The sequence below is a fragment of the Mycobacterium sp. Dal123C01 genome (genome assembly GCF_052566995.1).
The window spans coordinates 3,726,921-3,742,836 of record NZ_CP199580.1; the positions used below are offsets into that span (position 1 = coordinate 3,726,921).

A 15,916-nucleotide genomic window follows, 5' to 3' on the forward strand; every position below is an offset into this window, starting at 1 on the left:
GCGCACCAAACCTCTCTGGGGTACGAATGAGGGGTGCCTGAGCCGACGATCGTGCTGCTGTCGACGTCCGACACCGACCTGATCAGCGCCCGTTCCAGCGGCAGAAACTATCGATGGGCCAACCCGTCGCGGCTGTCTGATGAGGAGCTGCCCGACCTGTTGGCCGGCGCGTCGATCGTGGTCGTCCGGATTCTCGGCGGCTACCGCGCCTGGCAAAGCGGCATCGACACCGTGATCGCCAGCGGGATTCCGACGGTGCTGGTCAGTGGCGAGCAGGCTGCCGACGCCGAGTTGACCGGTCTGTCGACCCTCTCGGCCGGCATCGCGGTACAGGCTCACATTTACTTGGCGCACGGTGGCGTGGAGAACCTGCGCCAGCTGCACGCCTTCCTGTCCGACACCGTGCTGATGACCGGCGTCGGGTTCACCGAGCCGGTGGTGACCCCGACCTGGGGTGAACTGGAACGGCCGCAATCGCAGAACGCCGACGGCCCGACGATCGCGGTGCTCTACTACCGCGCGCAGCATCTGGCCGGCAACACCGCATACATCGAATCGCTGTGCGCGGCCATCGAAGACGCCAGCGCGCGACCACTACCCGTCTACTGCGCATCGCTGCGCACCGCTGAACCCGAACTACTGCAACGGCTGGGCAGTGCCGACGCCATGGTGGTCACCGTGCTGGCGGCCGGGGGATTGAAGCCCGCGACCGTGTCGGCCGGCGGGGACGACGACAGCTGGAACGTTGAACACCTTGCGGCCCTGGATATCCCGATCTTGCAGGGCTTGTGCTTGACGAGCTCACGTAGTCAATGGTGTGAAAACGATGACGGCCTCAGCCCGCTGGATGTGGCCAGTCAGGTGGCGGTGCCCGAGTTCGACGGGCGCATCATCACCGTTCCGTTCTCGTTCAAAGAGATCGACGACGACGGACTGATCGCGTATGTCGCCGACCCGGAACGCTGCGCACGGGTCGCGGGACTGGCCGTCCGGCACGCGCAGCTGCGGTATATCGCTCCCGCCGACAAGCGGGTGGCTCTGGTGTTCTCGGCGTATCCCACCAAGCACGCCCGCATCGGCAACGCGGTCGGATTGGACACCCCGGCCAGCGCGGTGGCGCTACTGCGGGCGATGCGCGACCGCGGATATCAGGTGGGCGATCTGCCCGGAGTGGACGCCAATGACGGCGACGCCCTGATACACGCCCTGATCGAACGCGGCGGGCAGGACCCCGACTGGCTCACCGAAGATCAATTGGGCGGCAACCCGATCAGGTTGTCCGCCAAGGACTACCGCGATTGGTTCGCCACCCTGCCCGAAGAATTCCGCGACGCCGTCGAACAGCATTGGGGCCCAGCGCCCGGGGATCTGTTCGTCGATCGTACCAACGACCCCGACGGCGAGATAGTCATCGCCGCAATGCAGTCCGGCAATCTGGTAGTGCTGGTGCAGCCGCCCCGCGGGTTCGGCGAGAATCCCGTCGCCATCTACCACGACCCCGACTTACCGCCCAGCCACCACTACCTGGCCGCCTACCACTGGCTGGACGCCGGATTCGGATCCCACGCGGTGGTGCATCTGGGCAAGCACGGCAACCTCGAGTGGCTGCCGGGCAAGACGCTGGGCATGTCGGCGTCCTGTGGATCCGACGCCGCGCTGGGCAACCTACCGTTGATTTACCCGTTCCTCGTCAACGATCCCGGCGAGGGCACCCAGGCCAAGAGGCGGGCACACGCGGTGCTCGTCGACCACCTCATCCCTCCGATGGCGCGCGCCGAAAGCTACGGTGACATCGCGCGTTTGGAACAGCTGCTCGACGAACACGCCAACGTCGCCGCCCTGGACCCCGGCAAGCTGCCCGCCATCCGCCAGCAGATCTGGACGCTGATCCGGGCCGCCAAGATGGACCACGACCTGGGCCTGACCGAGCGGCCGGAAGAAGACACGTTCGACGACATGATCCTGCATGTCGACGGCTGGCTGTGCGAGATCAAGGATGTCCAGATCCGCGACGGCCTGCACATTCTCGGGCAAAAGCCAACGGGGGAACCAGAACTCGACCTGGTGCTGGCCATCCTGCGGGCCCGCCAGCTGTTCGCCGGCGAGCATGCACTGCCGGGTCTACGACAAGCACTCGGTCTCGCCGAAGACGGCACCGACGATCGGACCAAGGTCGATCAAACCGAGGCCGTGGCACGCGGCTTGGTCGCGGCGCTGCAAGCCAGCGGCTGGGATCCCGACGCGGTCCCACGACTCACCGACAATGCCGAGGTCGCCGCGGTGCTGCGGTTCGCGGCCACCGAAGTGGTGCCCCGGCTCGCCGGCACCGACTCCGAGATCGAGCAGATATTGCGGGCGCTGGACGGCCGGTTCATTCCGGCTGGCCCGTCGGGGTCTCCGCTACGTGGCCTGGTCAACGTGCTGCCCACCGGTCGCAACTTCTACTCCGTCGACCCCAAGGCGATACCGTCCCGCCTGGCCTGGGAAGCCGGCGTCGCGCTTGCTGATTCACTGTTGGATCGGTACCGCAGCGACCATGGGGAGTGGCCGCAATCGGTCGGGCTGTCGGTGTGGGGCACCTCGGCGATGCGGACTTCGGGCGACGATATCGCCGAAGTCCTTGCGCTGCTGGGGGTTCGGCCCGTCTGGGACGATGCATCGCGCCGCGTCGTCGGCCTGACCCCGATTCCGCTGGCCGAGCTGGACCGCCCGCGAATCGACGTGACGGTGCGGATCTCGGGGTTCTTCCGCGACGCGTTCCCGCACGTCGTGACGATGCTCGACGACGCCGTGCGGTTGGTCGCCGAACTCGAAGAGCCCGCCGAGGCCAACTACGTCCGCGCCCACGCGCAGGCCGACCTGGCCCAGCACGGTGACGAACGACGTGCCACCACAAGAATTTTCGGATCGAAACCGGGAACATACGGTGCCGGGCTGCTGCAGCTGATCGACAGCCGCAACTGGCGCGACGACGCGGACCTCGCGCAGGTGTACACCGCCTGGGGCGGGTTCGCCTACGGGCGCGACCTGGATGGTCGCGAGGCGGTCGAGGACATGAACCGCCAGTACCGGCGGATTGCGGTGGCGGCCAAGAACACCGACACCCGCGAGCATGACATCGCCGACTCCGACGACTATTTCCAATACCACGGCGGCATGGTGGCCACGGTGCGAGCGCTGACCGGCAAGGCGCCGGCCGCCTATATCGGAGACAACACCAGGCCCGACGCGATCCGGACCCGGACGCTGTCCGAAGAGACCGCGCGGGTATTCCGCGCCCGGGTGGTCAATCCCCGCTGGATGGCCGCGATGCGCCGGCACGGCTACAAGGGCGCATTCGAGATGGCAGCGACCGTCGACTACCTCTTCGGCTACGACGCCACCGCGGGGGTGATGGCCGACTGGATGTATGAGCAACTCACCGAGCGCTATGTGCTGGATCCGGAGAACCGCAAGTTCATGACGGAATCTAACCCGTGGGCATTGCATGGTATGGCCGAACGGTTGCTGGAGGCAGCCGGCCGCGGCATGTGGGCCGAGCCGCAGCCGGAAATCCTGGACGGACTACGCCAAGCGCTATTGGAAACCGAGAGCGATCTCGAGGGCTAGGCAGCACCTGCTGGCGGGCTAACGGTGCCCCTCAGATGAAGTCCGATCCGCCGTCCACGTTCACCGTGGCTCCGGTGACGTAGCCGTTTCGCCGGGACGCCAAGTATGCGGTGATGGACGCGATCTCCTCGGGAAGCCCGGCGCGACCGAGGTCGCAAGGCTGATGAAAGTTGTTGTCGATCCAGGTCATGACATCGTGGGGGTCAGTGGCGTCGAGGCCGTCGGCCGCCAGGATGTCTTTGAGGTTTTCGGTGAAGCTGGCGGTCACAATTGTCCCTGGACATACGCAGTTTACCAGGATGCCTTCGCTGGCAAGGCGTTTGGAAAGGTTCTTGGTGATACTGGCCAATGCTGCCTTGGACGCGGTGTAGGCGACGATGCGCGGATTCTGTCGTTGAATCGAGTGCGCGGACAGCGTCACAATGCGGGCCCACTCCGCTGAGCGCAGTAGCGGCAACGAGGAGCGGATCGACCGCACGGCCGACATCGTGCCCAGCGCGAACGCATCGTCCCACTGCGTGTCATCCATCTGCTCGAAGTAGCCGTCACCCGGGCCGATGGTGTGGACCAAGCTGTTGAGTCGGCCCCAGCGCTCGGCGACTGCCGCGAAGCCATTGGCGATGGACTCGGCGTCAGCCATATCCACGCTGATCCCCACGGCGTCGGGTGCGCCGGCCTTCTGGAGCGATCCCACGGCGGCATCGAGGGCCGCCCGGTTCCTGGCCATCACCGCCACGCTGGCCCCTTCGGCCGCAAGGGCTTCGGCAATGGCCAGCCCCATCCCCTTGCTGCCGCCGGTGACCACGGCTGTCGATCCGGCGAAACCCAGGTCCATGGATACTCCCTTGTCAGTCGGTTGAGCAGATCTGATAGATCGCTTCGGGTGCCGCGCCCAACGCGCGCAGGCAGAAACGGAGCGCGTCTTCGCGGACTTCGGCGCGATCGCAATCGCCGGTCCGCCACTGCCGGTTGGTGCTCGCCCACACCACGCCTTGGATGAACTCCGCGTCGGTCACTGGGTCGATGTGGTGGAACACCCCGCGCTGCAGGCCGTGCTGCAGGGCGTCGCTGAGTGGCTTGAGCATTTCGGCATATGCGGGCTGAACCAGACCAGGGGAGGCGAAGGTCTGTGATTGAGCTTCCAGCGACAGTCGCCGCAAATCGGACTTGAGGTTGTCGTCGAACGCCAAGTCGAGTCGTCCGTCGATCCACGCTGCTACCGCTTCGACCTCCGTTGCGGCAGCGGCCATTCGGCGTTGGAGCCGGCGCCTTTCCGCGCGTGCGGCCTCCAGGAAGACCGCGGCGACCAGTTCCTCCTTGGAGTCGAAATGCCGATAGAAGGCGCGAGTGCTCAACTCAGCGCGTTCCAGCACCGCGGCGATGCTCAGTCCGCGGACACCGTTCTCGCGCAAGGTTTGTGACGCGGCCGCGAGAATGTCGCGGCGTACCGCCGGGTCTGGATCCAGTTTGTCGCGCCGCCGCGCCCGGGGAGCGCTCATCCGGTTAGGCGGTGGCATCGTAGGTGGCGAGGTAGTCCGCGAACCGTTCACGAACCCCCTCGGACGTCAAGCCGTACTCGGCCAGGTCATAGTCGTGTGCCCCACGAGAGCCGGGTTTGTGCCCTTCGGCCCACTGCCTGACTGAGTGCGAGGTGGCCTCGGTAAAGCTCAATCCCAGGCGCTCGTAACTGGTTTGCAGCGTGCGCACCGGATCAGTTTGCAGGTCGGCGAAGGAAACGTCAGCGAATCGGTCTTGACGACCTTCCGAGCCCATTCGGCTGCGGAAATCCATTGCCCGCCGGACGGCTTCGGCCCAGCTGTCGACTTGCTCGGCACCAAGTTCCTTGGGATCGTCGCGATCGCTACTCCAGCTACGGACATACTGGATCAGGCTGCACACCGAGCCCATCACCTTGGCCGGGTCGCGGTGACTCCACAGGAATTTGGCGTTCGGGTAGGCCTCGACGAGCGCGTCGAGGGCGAACATGTGCACCGGGGTCTTGAGGTGCCACAGCCCCGGCGGGCAATGCCACTGCAACAGCTTGAGCACCCTTCGGTGAAAGGTGTATGTCTCGGCCATGTCGCAGTCGATCAGCCACGCCAGATACCCGGGGGCGCGAACCGCGCCGTCAAAGTGGAAGGTACGGAAGCTCATTCCCATCAGGTCCTGGCATTCGGTCGCGGCCGTCGCCTCGGAGTTGTGCATCGTTTTCATCAACGGAAACATGTCGTCGAGCATCTTCAGGCCGGCCTCGGCCTGTGCGATCCGCGGATCGGTGTGTTGGGTGGCGGCCTCGGGCGGTGGCGTGGGCGCCTGGGATTCCCACATTCGCAGCGACCGGAATTGGGGATCGGCGGCCACCAGTTGGCTCAACGCCGTGGTGCCCGTGCGGGGCAACCCGATCACGAAGACGGGGCCGCCGACCACCTCGTCGTCGATCTCGGGGTGCAGGCGGTACGTGTCTTCGATCTTGAGGCGCTGAATCAACGCGTTGCTGATGGTGGCGTGCTGGATGACGCCGCCGATCTCGTTGAGGCCAGCCTCGGTGTTCAGCGCCTCGACGATACGTTCGAGTCCTTCGCGGTAGTACGAAGAACCGAAATCGTCGAGACCTGTTGCGGTGCAAGCGCCGTTCTCTAACTCATCGGCATCAAACATCAGTATTCGAACCTTTCCCGCACGGCTTTCCGGCGACCCGCAAGGATGGACGCGCGCTCCTCGGCGCCGACCGTCGTGGTGTCCGGAGGCAACTCCGCATGAACCTGGTCGAACGGCACGGCACGCGTCGACGGTGTCGGCGCCGTTTTGGTGCGCACGCAGCGCAGGATGATTGGTCCGTTGCTGTGGCCTGCTGTGTCAAGCCAATTCGCGACTCCTGGATCACGCTCACACAGCACCACTCGCACCACGCCATCGGAATCCACGGCCGCCTGATGGGCATTCAGGCTGGACTGGTGGCGCCCATAGTGGATCGTCTCCCACCACGGATTGCCGATGGAAAAGCTCCAGTAAATGCCTTCGGGCGGTTCCACTTCCACGATCAGCGCCTCGTCCGGTTGCAGCTCCCACCGGCCGATCACGGGCCGGTTCTCCGCCGCCGCACCGATATCGGTCCGGTCGATCGGTGGCAGGAAGCCGTTCGGCGGCGCCGCGGCACCGAATTGCACAAAGAACGCCAGGTTGTCGTGTACGAAGTCGCCGAGTGCGACCAACTGCCGCGACACCGCCACGGCAGGATCGAGCGAGCCGCCGTTCGAGTCCACCGCGTCGCCGAGTCGCTCAATATGCAGTGACGACGCCACCTCGGTGTCCCAGTCGTAGAAGAAGTGCCGCACCGTCAATGTCGGGTGATCGCCTTCGATGCGCATCCAATTGCCCGGGCGTTCATCGGGGGACAGCACCACCTCGAAGTTTCCGTCGCCATCCACGTCCAGTTCGTCGACCAGTTCGTTGGCCGTTGCCGCGATGCCGTTCATCGTCTGCAGCCCGACATAGCGTGCGGTGCCTCGGTTGCCGAACAGTCGATAACTCTCTCCGCCGCGCAGCACGGCGCGGGTGTAAATGCAGTCCGGACACTCCATTCCCCAGGTCACGATGTCGTCGGTGCTGGTGCGTTGGACACCCAGGACCGGTTGGGGATCGAACCGCAACACCTCGTCGATGCCCGCGGTGAGCAACACCAGCAGGTGCCGCATTCCCGCGGCGAGATCGACCCGATTTCGACTCATCGGGTCGGACGCCACGGCCTGCGCCGCTTTGCCGAGCTGCTCCTGCAGATACGACCAGGACTGCGCGAGGTCCACATCGTCGCCGGCAGATCCCGACAGCGCTGCCTCAGCGATTGAGAACGGCAGCCACGCCATTGGGTTCTTTGGATGGCTCACGCGTTTCCTCGCTCCTATCGCAGACCCAGGCCCTTAAATGAAAACAATATTTTCACTTAACACTGCTGACTATCGCAGCTAACTGCTGAGAAAGTCAACGCTCGCGAGTAGGTTGACACCGTGGCCCCCTCTTTCGCCGACCTCGCCAAGTCGCAATACATCCTGCTGACGACCTTCACCAAGGATGGCCGACCCAAGCCGACGCCGATCTGGACGGCTTTGGACACAGAGCGCGGTGACCGGCTGTTGGTGATCACGCAGGGAGATTCCTGGAAGGTCAAGCGGATTCGCAATACGCCCCGCGTGACGATGGCCACCTGCACCATGGGTGGTCGTCCGACGAGCGAGGCCGTCGAGGGCACCGGGGCCCTGCTCGACAAGTCGGAAACGGGCACCGTCTACGACGCGATCGGCAAGCGTTACGGCATCGTGGGCACCGTATTCAACTTCTTCAGCAAGCTGCGCGGCGGCATGGAAAACAACATCGGCCTCGAACTCAAAGTGGCCCAAGGCTAGAGCGCCCATGGGCACCGTGCTGATCCCGATTCCGGACCGGGACTTCGACCCGACCGAGGTCGCGGTCAGTTGGCGGGTCTTGACCGACAACGGTCACCGGGTGATCTTTGCGACCGAAAGCGGCACGGCGGGTGTGGCCGACGACATCATGGTGACCGGTCGGGGTTTGGATATCTGGTCTGCGCTACCGGTATTGGGCTCCCTTCCGCTGATCGGTCTGGCGTTGCGCGCCAACAAGAACGGCCGAGACGCCTACGCCGCCATGGTGGGTTCGCAGGAGTACCGGCACCCCGTCAGCTGGAGCGCAGCCACGCTGGACGGCGCCGACGCGTTGCTGCTGCCCGGCGGTCATCGCGCCCGCGGGATGCGCAGCTACATCGACAGCGACGTCCTGCAGCGCCTGGTGGTCGAAGCCTTTACCCGCGGAATGATCGTGGCCGCGATTTGTCACGGCGTGCTGCTGGCCGCCCGCAGCGTCGATCCCAGCACGGGCCGCTCGGTGCTCTACGGACGCAAGACCACGTCGCTGACCTGGGCGATGGAGCGTCTGGCCTGGCGCCTCACCCGGATCACCCGATTCTGGGATCCCGACTACTACCGGACGTACTCCGAGCAACCCGGCCAGCCGGGCGGCTATATGTCGGTGCAGTCGGAAGTCACCCGCGCGCTGAAAGATCCGACGGATTTCCGTGACGTCGCGCGCGGTACGCCGCACTGGCGGTTGAAGTCCTCCGGGATGGCGCGCGACACCGCGACGGACTCACGGCCCGCATTCGTCGTTGACGACGGCAACTACATCTCGGCGCGCTGGCCCGGCGACACGCACACCTTTGCCGGTGTTGTGTCGGACAAACTGCGGCCCTAGAAATACCGAAGCGCTACCGCAGGTGCTCACCGAAGAACGAGAAGACGCGGCTCCAGGCGTCTTCGGTTGCGGCGTGGTCGTAACCGAAACCCGCGATACGCAGCAGTGGTTGGGCGGGCAGGGCGTTCGCGAAGCTGTGCCCGACGCCCGGATAGGCCTTGACGTCATTGGTGATCTGCTTGGCCGCAACCACTTCGCGCAACTTCTCGGGCGCACCCTTGCCCAGTGGGTCACGCGCGCCGAAGCTCGCCACGATCGGGCACGCGCCATCCAGCGTCTCGCTGAGGTGCTGCGGTAGGGGAGTGCTATAGAACGGGGCGGAAGCGCCAAAGCCTTTGGGCGACATGACGAGTGCGAACTGACCGCCCATACAGAAGCCGGCGATGCCCACCTGCCCGGAACATTCCGGCCGGGCTTGCAGGTGATCGCGGGCGGCAAGGATGTCGTCAAGAGCGCGGCCGCGCTGTGTCATCAGCTCACGCATGACTCGGGTGATGCAGCGGATTCGGCCGCCCCGCGCATACATGTTCGGAGTCAGCGCCACATAGCCTGCCTGCGCGATCCGGTCGTTGATCGACTGCTTGTCCCGGCCGTAGCCGAAGGCGTCGTGGATCACCACCACACCCGGCCAGGGGCCATTCCCGGGTGGAATGCTCAGCAGTGCATCGATCGGTCCGTCGGGGGTATCGATCTCAATCGTGGTCATATCGTCATCTAACTGCAGCCGCGATACGAGTCACTAGGGGAACTCGGGTGCAACCCGCAGACGTTGGCCTCACATGGTGAGCCGGTTGTTACTCGTTTATGCCGTCGTCGAGCTGGCAGCGATCTTCGCGCTGGTAGGGACGATCGGGTGGGGCTGGACCCTGCTGACCTTGCTGGTCACATTCGTTCTCGGGTGGGGATTTTTGGCCCCGATGGCGGGGTCGCAGCTCATTCGCGACATCGGGCGGATGCGCTCCGGTCTGAAGGAGCCGCGCACGACCCTGGGCGACGGCGCGCTGGTCACCGTCGCGACGGGGCTGGTCCTCGTTCCCGGGCTGGTCACCACGGTTTTGGGGATGTTGCTGCTGCTACCGCCGGTGCGGGCCGCTGCTGGGCCCGGATTGACCAATATCGCACTGCGTGGTTTGCAGCGCCGCGCACCTTTGGTCAGTTATCCGACGACTTTCACCGACTTCCGTCATCAGTCTGCGAGTGATGGCGGGGACTACATCGACGGCGAGGTCATCGACGTCCACGATGTCGAGCCGCCCGCATTGCCGAAGGATCGGCCGGCCGACGAGCACTGGGGCGGCCCCCGATTCGCGACAGGCTCGAACTGATTGCTTTGGGCGCTGCTCCACGTAGTTTTGCCCTGTGACGCAGATTCCTACCACGCTGCTGCTGAACGGGCGGGTGCACAGCCCCACCCATCCTGATGCGACCGCTATGGCGGTGCGGGGCGAGGTTGTTGCGTGGCTGGGCAGTGATGACGTCGGCCGCAGCCAATTTCCCGACGCCGAGGTGGTGGACCTCGACGGTGGTTTCGTGGCCCCGGGATTCGTGGACAGCCACATCCATGTGACGGCGACCGGCCTCACGCTCAGCGGACTGGACTTGCGGCGGGCTACCTCGCCCGCGCACTGCGTGCAGATGGTCGCCGACTACGCCGCCGCCCACCCCGGTCAGCCGGTATGGGGACACGGCTGGGACGAGTCGTCGTGGCCCGAGAACCGTCCGCCGTCCACCGCCGATCTCGACGCGGTGCTCGGTGACCGGCCGGCCTACCTGGCTCGTGTCGACGTTCACTCCGCACTGGCGTCGACGGGGCTGCGCAGGCTGGTTCCGGATCTGGCGGCCGCGCGCGGTTTCACCGCTGACCGGCCGCTGGCCGGCGACGCACACCATCTGGTCCGGGCCGTCGCCCGTGGCCTGCTGACTGCCGCGCAGCTGGCCGAAGCCAGGTCCACCGCGCTTGGGGCCGCAGCCGCGGCGGGCATCGTCGCGGTACACGAATGCGCGGGTCCCGAGATCGGCGGCCTCGACGATTGGCTGCAGCTGCGTGCCTTCGATCACGGCGTCGAGGTGATCGGTTACTGGGGTGAAGCGGTGACCACCGCCGAACAGGTCCGCGCGCTGATGGCCGAGACCGGGGCCCGGGGGCTGGCGGGTGACCTGTTCATTGACGGAGCCCTCGGGTCACGGACCGCCTGGCTGCACGAGCCCTACCTCGACGCCCCGAAGCGCGTCGGCACCTGCTACCTCGACGCCGAGGTCATCGAAGCGCATCTGCGGGCGTGTACCGAGGCGCAGGTGACGGCCGGTTTCCACGTCATCGGCGATGCCGCGGTCTCGGCGGCGGTTGATGCGTTGGAGCGCGTCGTCGCGGCGCTCGGGGTAGTTGCAGTTGCTCGCTGTGGGCACCGACTCGAGCACCTCGAGATGGTGACTGCCGATCAGGCCGCCAAACTGGGCGCGTGGGGCGTCATCGCCAGCGTGCAGCCCAATTTTGATGCGCTCTGGGGTGGTAGCGACGGTATGTACGCCGATCGGCTCGGCGCAGAACGAGGGAGCCGGCTGAACCCGCTTGCGCTGTTAGCATCCCAAGGCGTGCCCCTCGCGCTAGGTTCCGACGCCCCGGTGACGGGGTTTGACCCGTGGGAGAGCCTGCGCGCAGCGGTCAATCACCGCACTCCGGGCAGTGGCGTGTCGGTCCGGGCCGCGTTCGCCGGCGCGACCCGCGGCGGGTGGCGAGCGTGCGGTATCCGCGACGACAACATCGGCGCTTTGGTGCCCGGCGCCCCCGCCTCGTATGCCGTGTGGGACACCGGCGACCTCGATGTCCACACGCCGGACGACAGTGTCCAGCGGTGGTCCACCGACCCGCGTTCCCGTGTTCCCGCGTTGCCCCGGTTGGGCCAGACCGATGACTTGCCGCAGTGCCGGCGGACTGTTCACCGAGGTGCCGTCATTTATGGCTAGACAATGGTTCGGCCGCGACAAGCGGGCTGGCGAGAGCGAGGTCGACCCGGCGGATGCGGGGCCGGAGATCGCCGAAGACGACGAGGCGCCAGAAGCAGCCGACCCGCACGACGACGACACCGAGCCAGATGACGACGGCGCCGAGCCGGAGCCCGCGAAAGACGACGACGACGCGGAATCCCGAGCGTCTGAGGACCACACCCCGAGCCCGCCTGAGGGCCCCGGCGTGGCCGGTCGGCTGGCCGCCGCGACAGGCCACGCAATAACGACGCTGGGCGCGGGGGCGATCGCGCGGCTCCCTGTCCTTGGAGCCGCGTTGCTGCCCCGGCTGCCGCGGCTGGTGCTCAGCGTCGGGGGCGGATTGCTGCTCTGCGCCAGCTTCCCGTCGGTGAACTGGTGGTGGGCCGCCATCGTCGCCGCCGCGCTGCTGGCGTGGGTACTGAAGCATCCCGCCACCACACGGGCGGGTGGCCTGGGCTACGGATTCCTGTTCGGGCTGGCGTTTTATGTGCCACTGCTGCCGTGGATCAGCATCCTTGTCGGACCCGCGCCGTGGTTGGCGTTGGCCACGATGTGTGCCCTGTTCCCCGGCATCTTCGGTTTCTTCGCGGTCATGGTGCGCGGATTGCCGGGTTGGCCGATCTGGTTCGCATTGGTGTGGGTGGCTCAGGAGTGGCTGAAGTCGGTCTTCCCGTTCGGCGGCTTTCCCTGGGGCTCGGTCGCCTTCGGTCAGGCCGAAGGCCCGCTGCTGCCGTTGGTCCAGCTCGGCGGGGTTGCGCTGCTTTCGATGGGGGTCGTGCTGGTGGGCTTCAGCGCGACCGCGATCGCGCTGGAAATCGCCAAGTGGTGGCGAACCAGTAGCAAGGCGCGTGGTGGCGCCTCCACTACGGCGGCGCAAGCCACGGATGACGCACCGCCGCCGCCCGCGGTCGTGCTTCCCGGTGTCTGCATCTGTCTGGTGTTGTTCGCCGCGGTCATCATCTGGCCGCAGGTGCGCCACTCCGGAGCCGGATCGGGTGGCGAACCGACGGTCACCGTCGCGGCGGTGCAAGGCAACGTCCCCCGGCTCGGTCTCGAATTCAATGCGCAACGTCGAGCGGTACTGGACAACCACGTCGACGAGACGCTGCGGCTGGCCGAGGACGTGCGGGCCGGGGCAGCTCCGCAACCGCAGTTCGTCATCTGGCCGGAGGACTCCTCCGACATCGATCCATTCGTCAACGCCGACGCGGCCCAACGGATCGCGGAGGCAGCCCATGCGATCAACGCCCCGATCCTGATCGGCGCGGTACTCGCAGTGCCCGGCCGCGACCAAGGACCCGTCGAATACACCAACACCGCCATCGTCTGGAATCCGGTCAGCGGACCGGCCGACCGCCACGACAAAGAGATCGTGCAGCCGTTCGGCGAATACCTGCCCATGCCGTGGCTTTTCAAATATCTGTCCGGCTATGCCAATCGGGCCGGCAATTTCGTGCCCGGAAAAGGCAGCGACGTGGTGCAGATCGCCGGAGTGCCGGTCGGAGTGTCCACCTGCTGGGAGGTGATCTTCGACCGGGCGCCGCGAAAGGCCGTCCTCAACGGCGCCCAGTTATTGGCGGTGCCTGCCAACAACGCCACCTTCAACAAGCGCATGAGTGAGCAACAGCTGGCGTTCGCCAAGGTGCGGGCCGTCGAGCACGATCGGTACGTGGTGGTTGCCGGCACGACCGGGATCAGTTCGGTGATCGCGCCGGACGGTGCCGAACTGGTCCGCACCGACTTCTTCCAGCCCGCCTACCTGGACATCCAGGTGCGCCTCAAAACGCAGCTGACGCCGGCAACCCAATGGGCCCCGATCGTGCAGTGGGTTTTGGTTGCGGCGGCCGGAGCAGTCATTCTGGCCGGAATACGGCACAATAGGTGGTTCCCGCGTCCGATTCGTCTCAGGTCCAGGCCTTCGGCTGAATCGGCAGACCGTGGGGCAGCCCCGGACGAACCCCGGCCCGACGAGGAAGCCCCAGCCGACGAGCACGACGCTCCGCCGGACACCGACACCGGCGATGACTACACTCCGCTCCACCAGAGGGGCGACCCACAACCGCGTTATCTCGGGCGACACAGAGGAGCTAAATGACCACCGGCCAGCAGGCGACCCGCGCCCCGGGCAATCGTCCTAGCCAGCGCGTCCTGGTTATCATCCCAACCTTCAACGAGCGGGAGAACCTCCCGCTGATTCACCGGCGGCTGAAGGATGCCTGCCCGGAGGTGCACGTGCTGGTCGTGGACGACGGCAGTCCCGACGGGACCGGCGAACTCGCCGACGAGCTGGCCGCGGCCGACGGCGGTCGCACGCATGTCATGCACCGCACGGCCAAGGACGGCCTGGGCGCCGCCTACCTTGCGGGTTTCGCCTGGGGTTTGAGTCGGGAGTATGCAGTGCTCGTCGAGATGGACGCCGACGGCAGTCACTCACCCGAGCAGCTGCGCCGTCTGCTGGATGCGGTCGACACCGGAGCCGACCTGGCCATCGGTTCGCGCTACGTCGACGGTGGCGCGGTGCGAAATTGGCCGTGGCGACGCTGGGCCCTGTCCTGGACGGCCAACACCTATGCGCGAGTGGCACTCGACATCGATATCCATGACATCACCGCCGGTTACCGCGCCTACCGTCGCGAAGTTCTCGCAGCGATCGATCTCGACGGGGTGGACTCCAAGGGCTATTGCTTCCAGATCGATCTGACCCGGCGCACCCTCGACAGCGGCTTCATCGTCGTCGAGGTGCCGATCACCTTCACCGAGCGCGAACTGGGCGTCTCCAAAATGAGCGGATCCAATATTCGCGAGGCGCTGGTGAAGGTTGCGAAATGGGGCGTTCAGAGTCGCAGGAACGGCGCCCGAGCCGCTCGCGCTGCCAACCGCACGTAATCGAGCGGCGGCGAAGCCCGCTCAGCCGCGCCGGCGTGACCGAATCAGGTCGAGGCGCTCCTTGAGCAGCTCTTCGAGTTCTTCGACGCTGCGGCGCTCCAGCAGCATGTCCCAGTGCGTGCGCGGCGGCTTGACCTTCTTCGGCTCGGGCACGTCGCCCTCGATCAGGGTGCCTTCCATGCCGTTGCGGCACAGCCAGCTGCCGGGGATGTCGGCGTCGTCGGCGAACGGAACCTCGAATTCCTCGCCGTTCTCGGTGCGGTACTTCGCGAGCTGGCGGGGAGCCAGGTCATGGTTGCGGTCGGTCTCATAGCTCACGGCTCCGAGGCGACTGCCCCTCAGTACACGATCAGCCATGGCTGTTACTCCTTTAAATCCTTTGAGCTCTTAAGCTCCGGTGACGCGATTCTATTCGCATAGCAAACGCTCTGACGTTCTGCGTAGTTCCCGGGTCGACACGCGGCGTGCGCGACTCGACCTTCGATGATACCGGGATCGCGGAGGGCGGCGGACTAAAGTCTGCAGGCGTGAGCCGCCGTAGCCACCCACAGCCATGCCGCTGGTGCGGTCGAGACGTCACCGAAATCGGGATGGGTCGGCGCCGTCAATATTGCCGGCAGTCTTGCCGGCAGCGGGCCTACGAGCAGCGGGCTGCGATCACCCGGGGTGAGCCTGGGACCGTGTCGGGCTTGCCCGCTGATGCCGTGGTGCTGTCGGCAGACGAGGCGGCCGACCTGTCGGACCGCGTTTACCAGGTCCGATGCGCCGCGGAAGACGTCGCCACGGCGCTCGACGAAGGTGCCCAAGCAACCGAACTGCGGGAACTATGCGATGTGCTGATCCGCGCCGCCCAGACTGCCGACGGCTGGCGCCGAGTGGTCGTCTGACCACATCGCTCGTACCGCGCCCCCCGTCGGTGCCTCCGATCAGGAATTCCACCGCCATGCGCCCGCTCACCACCGATGATTAGCCGGGTACAGTCGCGCCATGGACGGCGTGTCGGGTGTATGGCGCGGTCAGCGGGACCGCAACGGCGCCGGGCATGTCCGCATCGCCTTGGACACGGCGTTCCGCGCATCGAACCCCGTCCTCCTTTAGCAACCGGGAATGTCCGACGTTTTGAAATCCTGCCGGAGTTGGCCATACTCACCAGCGACATTCTTAGGTCGGA

General features: G+C 66.1%; 12 protein-coding genes and 1 pseudogene. 7 read left to right on the plus strand and 6 right to left on the minus strand.

Annotated elements, in window-relative coordinates:
• Nucleotides 1-33 precede the first annotated feature (33 nt).
• Complete coding sequence (cobN, locus tag ACTXG5_RS17625) at nt 34-3,609, plus strand: cobaltochelatase subunit CobN (protein ID WP_445160015.1); 3,576 nt, start codon at nt 34-36, stop codon at nt 3,607-3,609.
• A 31-nt stretch (nt 3,610-3,640) separates the two neighbouring features.
• Here cobN and ACTXG5_RS17630 read toward each other — a convergent pair whose 3' ends face one another.
• The 4 genes from ACTXG5_RS17630 to ACTXG5_RS17645 are packed head-to-tail and all read right to left on the minus strand — an operon-like array spanning nt 3,641 to nt 7,472.
• Nucleotides 3,641-4,444, minus strand: a complete 804-nt coding sequence (locus ACTXG5_RS17630; protein ID WP_445160016.1) for an SDR family NAD(P)-dependent oxidoreductase — start codon at nt 4,442-4,444, stop codon at nt 3,641-3,643.
• Between the two features lie 13 nt (nt 4,445-4,457).
• Nucleotides 4,458-5,108, minus strand: coding sequence for a TetR/AcrR family transcriptional regulator (locus ACTXG5_RS17635; protein ID WP_445160017.1), 651 nt, complete (start codon nt 5,106-5,108; stop codon nt 4,458-4,460).
• Nucleotides 5,109-5,112: 4 nt separating this feature from the next.
• Entirely contained in the window at nt 5,113-6,270 is a 1,158-nt protein-coding gene (locus ACTXG5_RS17640; RefSeq protein ID WP_445164478.1) for a sulfotransferase family protein, read from the minus strand.
• Nucleotides 6,267-7,472: a DUF1214 domain-containing protein gene (locus ACTXG5_RS17645; RefSeq protein WP_445164479.1), complete on the minus strand. Its 1,206-nt coding sequence runs from the start codon at nt 7,470-7,472 to the stop codon at nt 6,267-6,269. Before ACTXG5_RS17645 ends, ACTXG5_RS17640 begins: the two co-directional genes overlap by 4 nt.
• 141 nt (nt 7,473-7,613) lie before the next feature.
• Between ACTXG5_RS17645 and ACTXG5_RS17650 the strand changes: the two genes are divergently transcribed.
• Complete coding sequence (locus ACTXG5_RS17650) at nt 7,614-8,009, plus strand: PPOX class F420-dependent oxidoreductase (protein ID WP_445160018.1); 396 nt, start codon at nt 7,614-7,616, stop codon at nt 8,007-8,009.
• 7 nt (nt 8,010-8,016) lie between these two features.
• The gene (locus ACTXG5_RS17655; protein WP_445160019.1) at nt 8,017-8,874 is read left to right on the plus strand and encodes a type 1 glutamine amidotransferase domain-containing protein; all 858 of its coding nucleotides are present in this window, start codon (nt 8,017-8,019) and stop codon (nt 8,872-8,874) included.
• Nucleotides 8,875-8,887: 13 nt separating this feature from the next.
• On the opposite strand, the gene ACTXG5_RS17660 is transcribed toward ACTXG5_RS17655, so the two are convergent.
• Entirely contained in the window at nt 8,888-9,580 is a 693-nt protein-coding gene (locus tag ACTXG5_RS17660) for a dienelactone hydrolase family protein (protein ID WP_445160020.1), read from the minus strand.
• 73 nt (nt 9,581-9,653) lie between these two features.
• Here ACTXG5_RS17660 and ACTXG5_RS17665 point away from each other — a divergent pair, with 73 nt between their 5' ends.
• The 3 genes and pseudogenes from ACTXG5_RS17665 to lnt all read left to right on the plus strand — a co-directional run bounded on the left by ACTXG5_RS17665 (nt 9,654) and on the right by lnt (nt 14,745).
• Nucleotides 9,654-10,199, plus strand: coding sequence for an FxsA family protein (locus ACTXG5_RS17665; protein WP_445160021.1), 546 nt, complete (start codon nt 9,654-9,656; stop codon nt 10,197-10,199).
• A 34-nt stretch (nt 10,200-10,233) separates the two neighbouring features.
• Complete coding sequence (locus ACTXG5_RS17670) at nt 10,234-11,838, plus strand: amidohydrolase (protein ID WP_445160022.1); 1,605 nt, start codon at nt 10,234-10,236, stop codon at nt 11,836-11,838.
• A gap of 271 nt (nt 11,839-12,109) precedes the next feature.
• Nucleotides 12,110-14,745 (plus strand): annotated as a pseudogene (lnt, locus tag ACTXG5_RS17675) (apolipoprotein N-acyltransferase).
• A gap of 21 nt (nt 14,746-14,766) precedes the next feature.
• Here the strand turns inward: lnt and ACTXG5_RS17680 are convergent.
• Nucleotides 14,767-15,102 (minus strand): RNA polymerase-binding protein RbpA, encoded by a 336-nt coding sequence (locus tag ACTXG5_RS17680; protein ID WP_313862306.1) that lies wholly within the window; start codon nt 15,100-15,102, stop codon nt 14,767-14,769.
• 170 nt (nt 15,103-15,272) lie between these two features.
• Between ACTXG5_RS17680 and ACTXG5_RS17685 the strand changes: the two genes are divergently transcribed.
• Complete coding sequence (locus ACTXG5_RS17685) at nt 15,273-15,632, plus strand: hypothetical protein (protein ID WP_445160023.1); 360 nt, start codon at nt 15,273-15,275, stop codon at nt 15,630-15,632.
• The last annotated feature ends 284 nt before the right edge of the window (nt 15,633-15,916 follow it).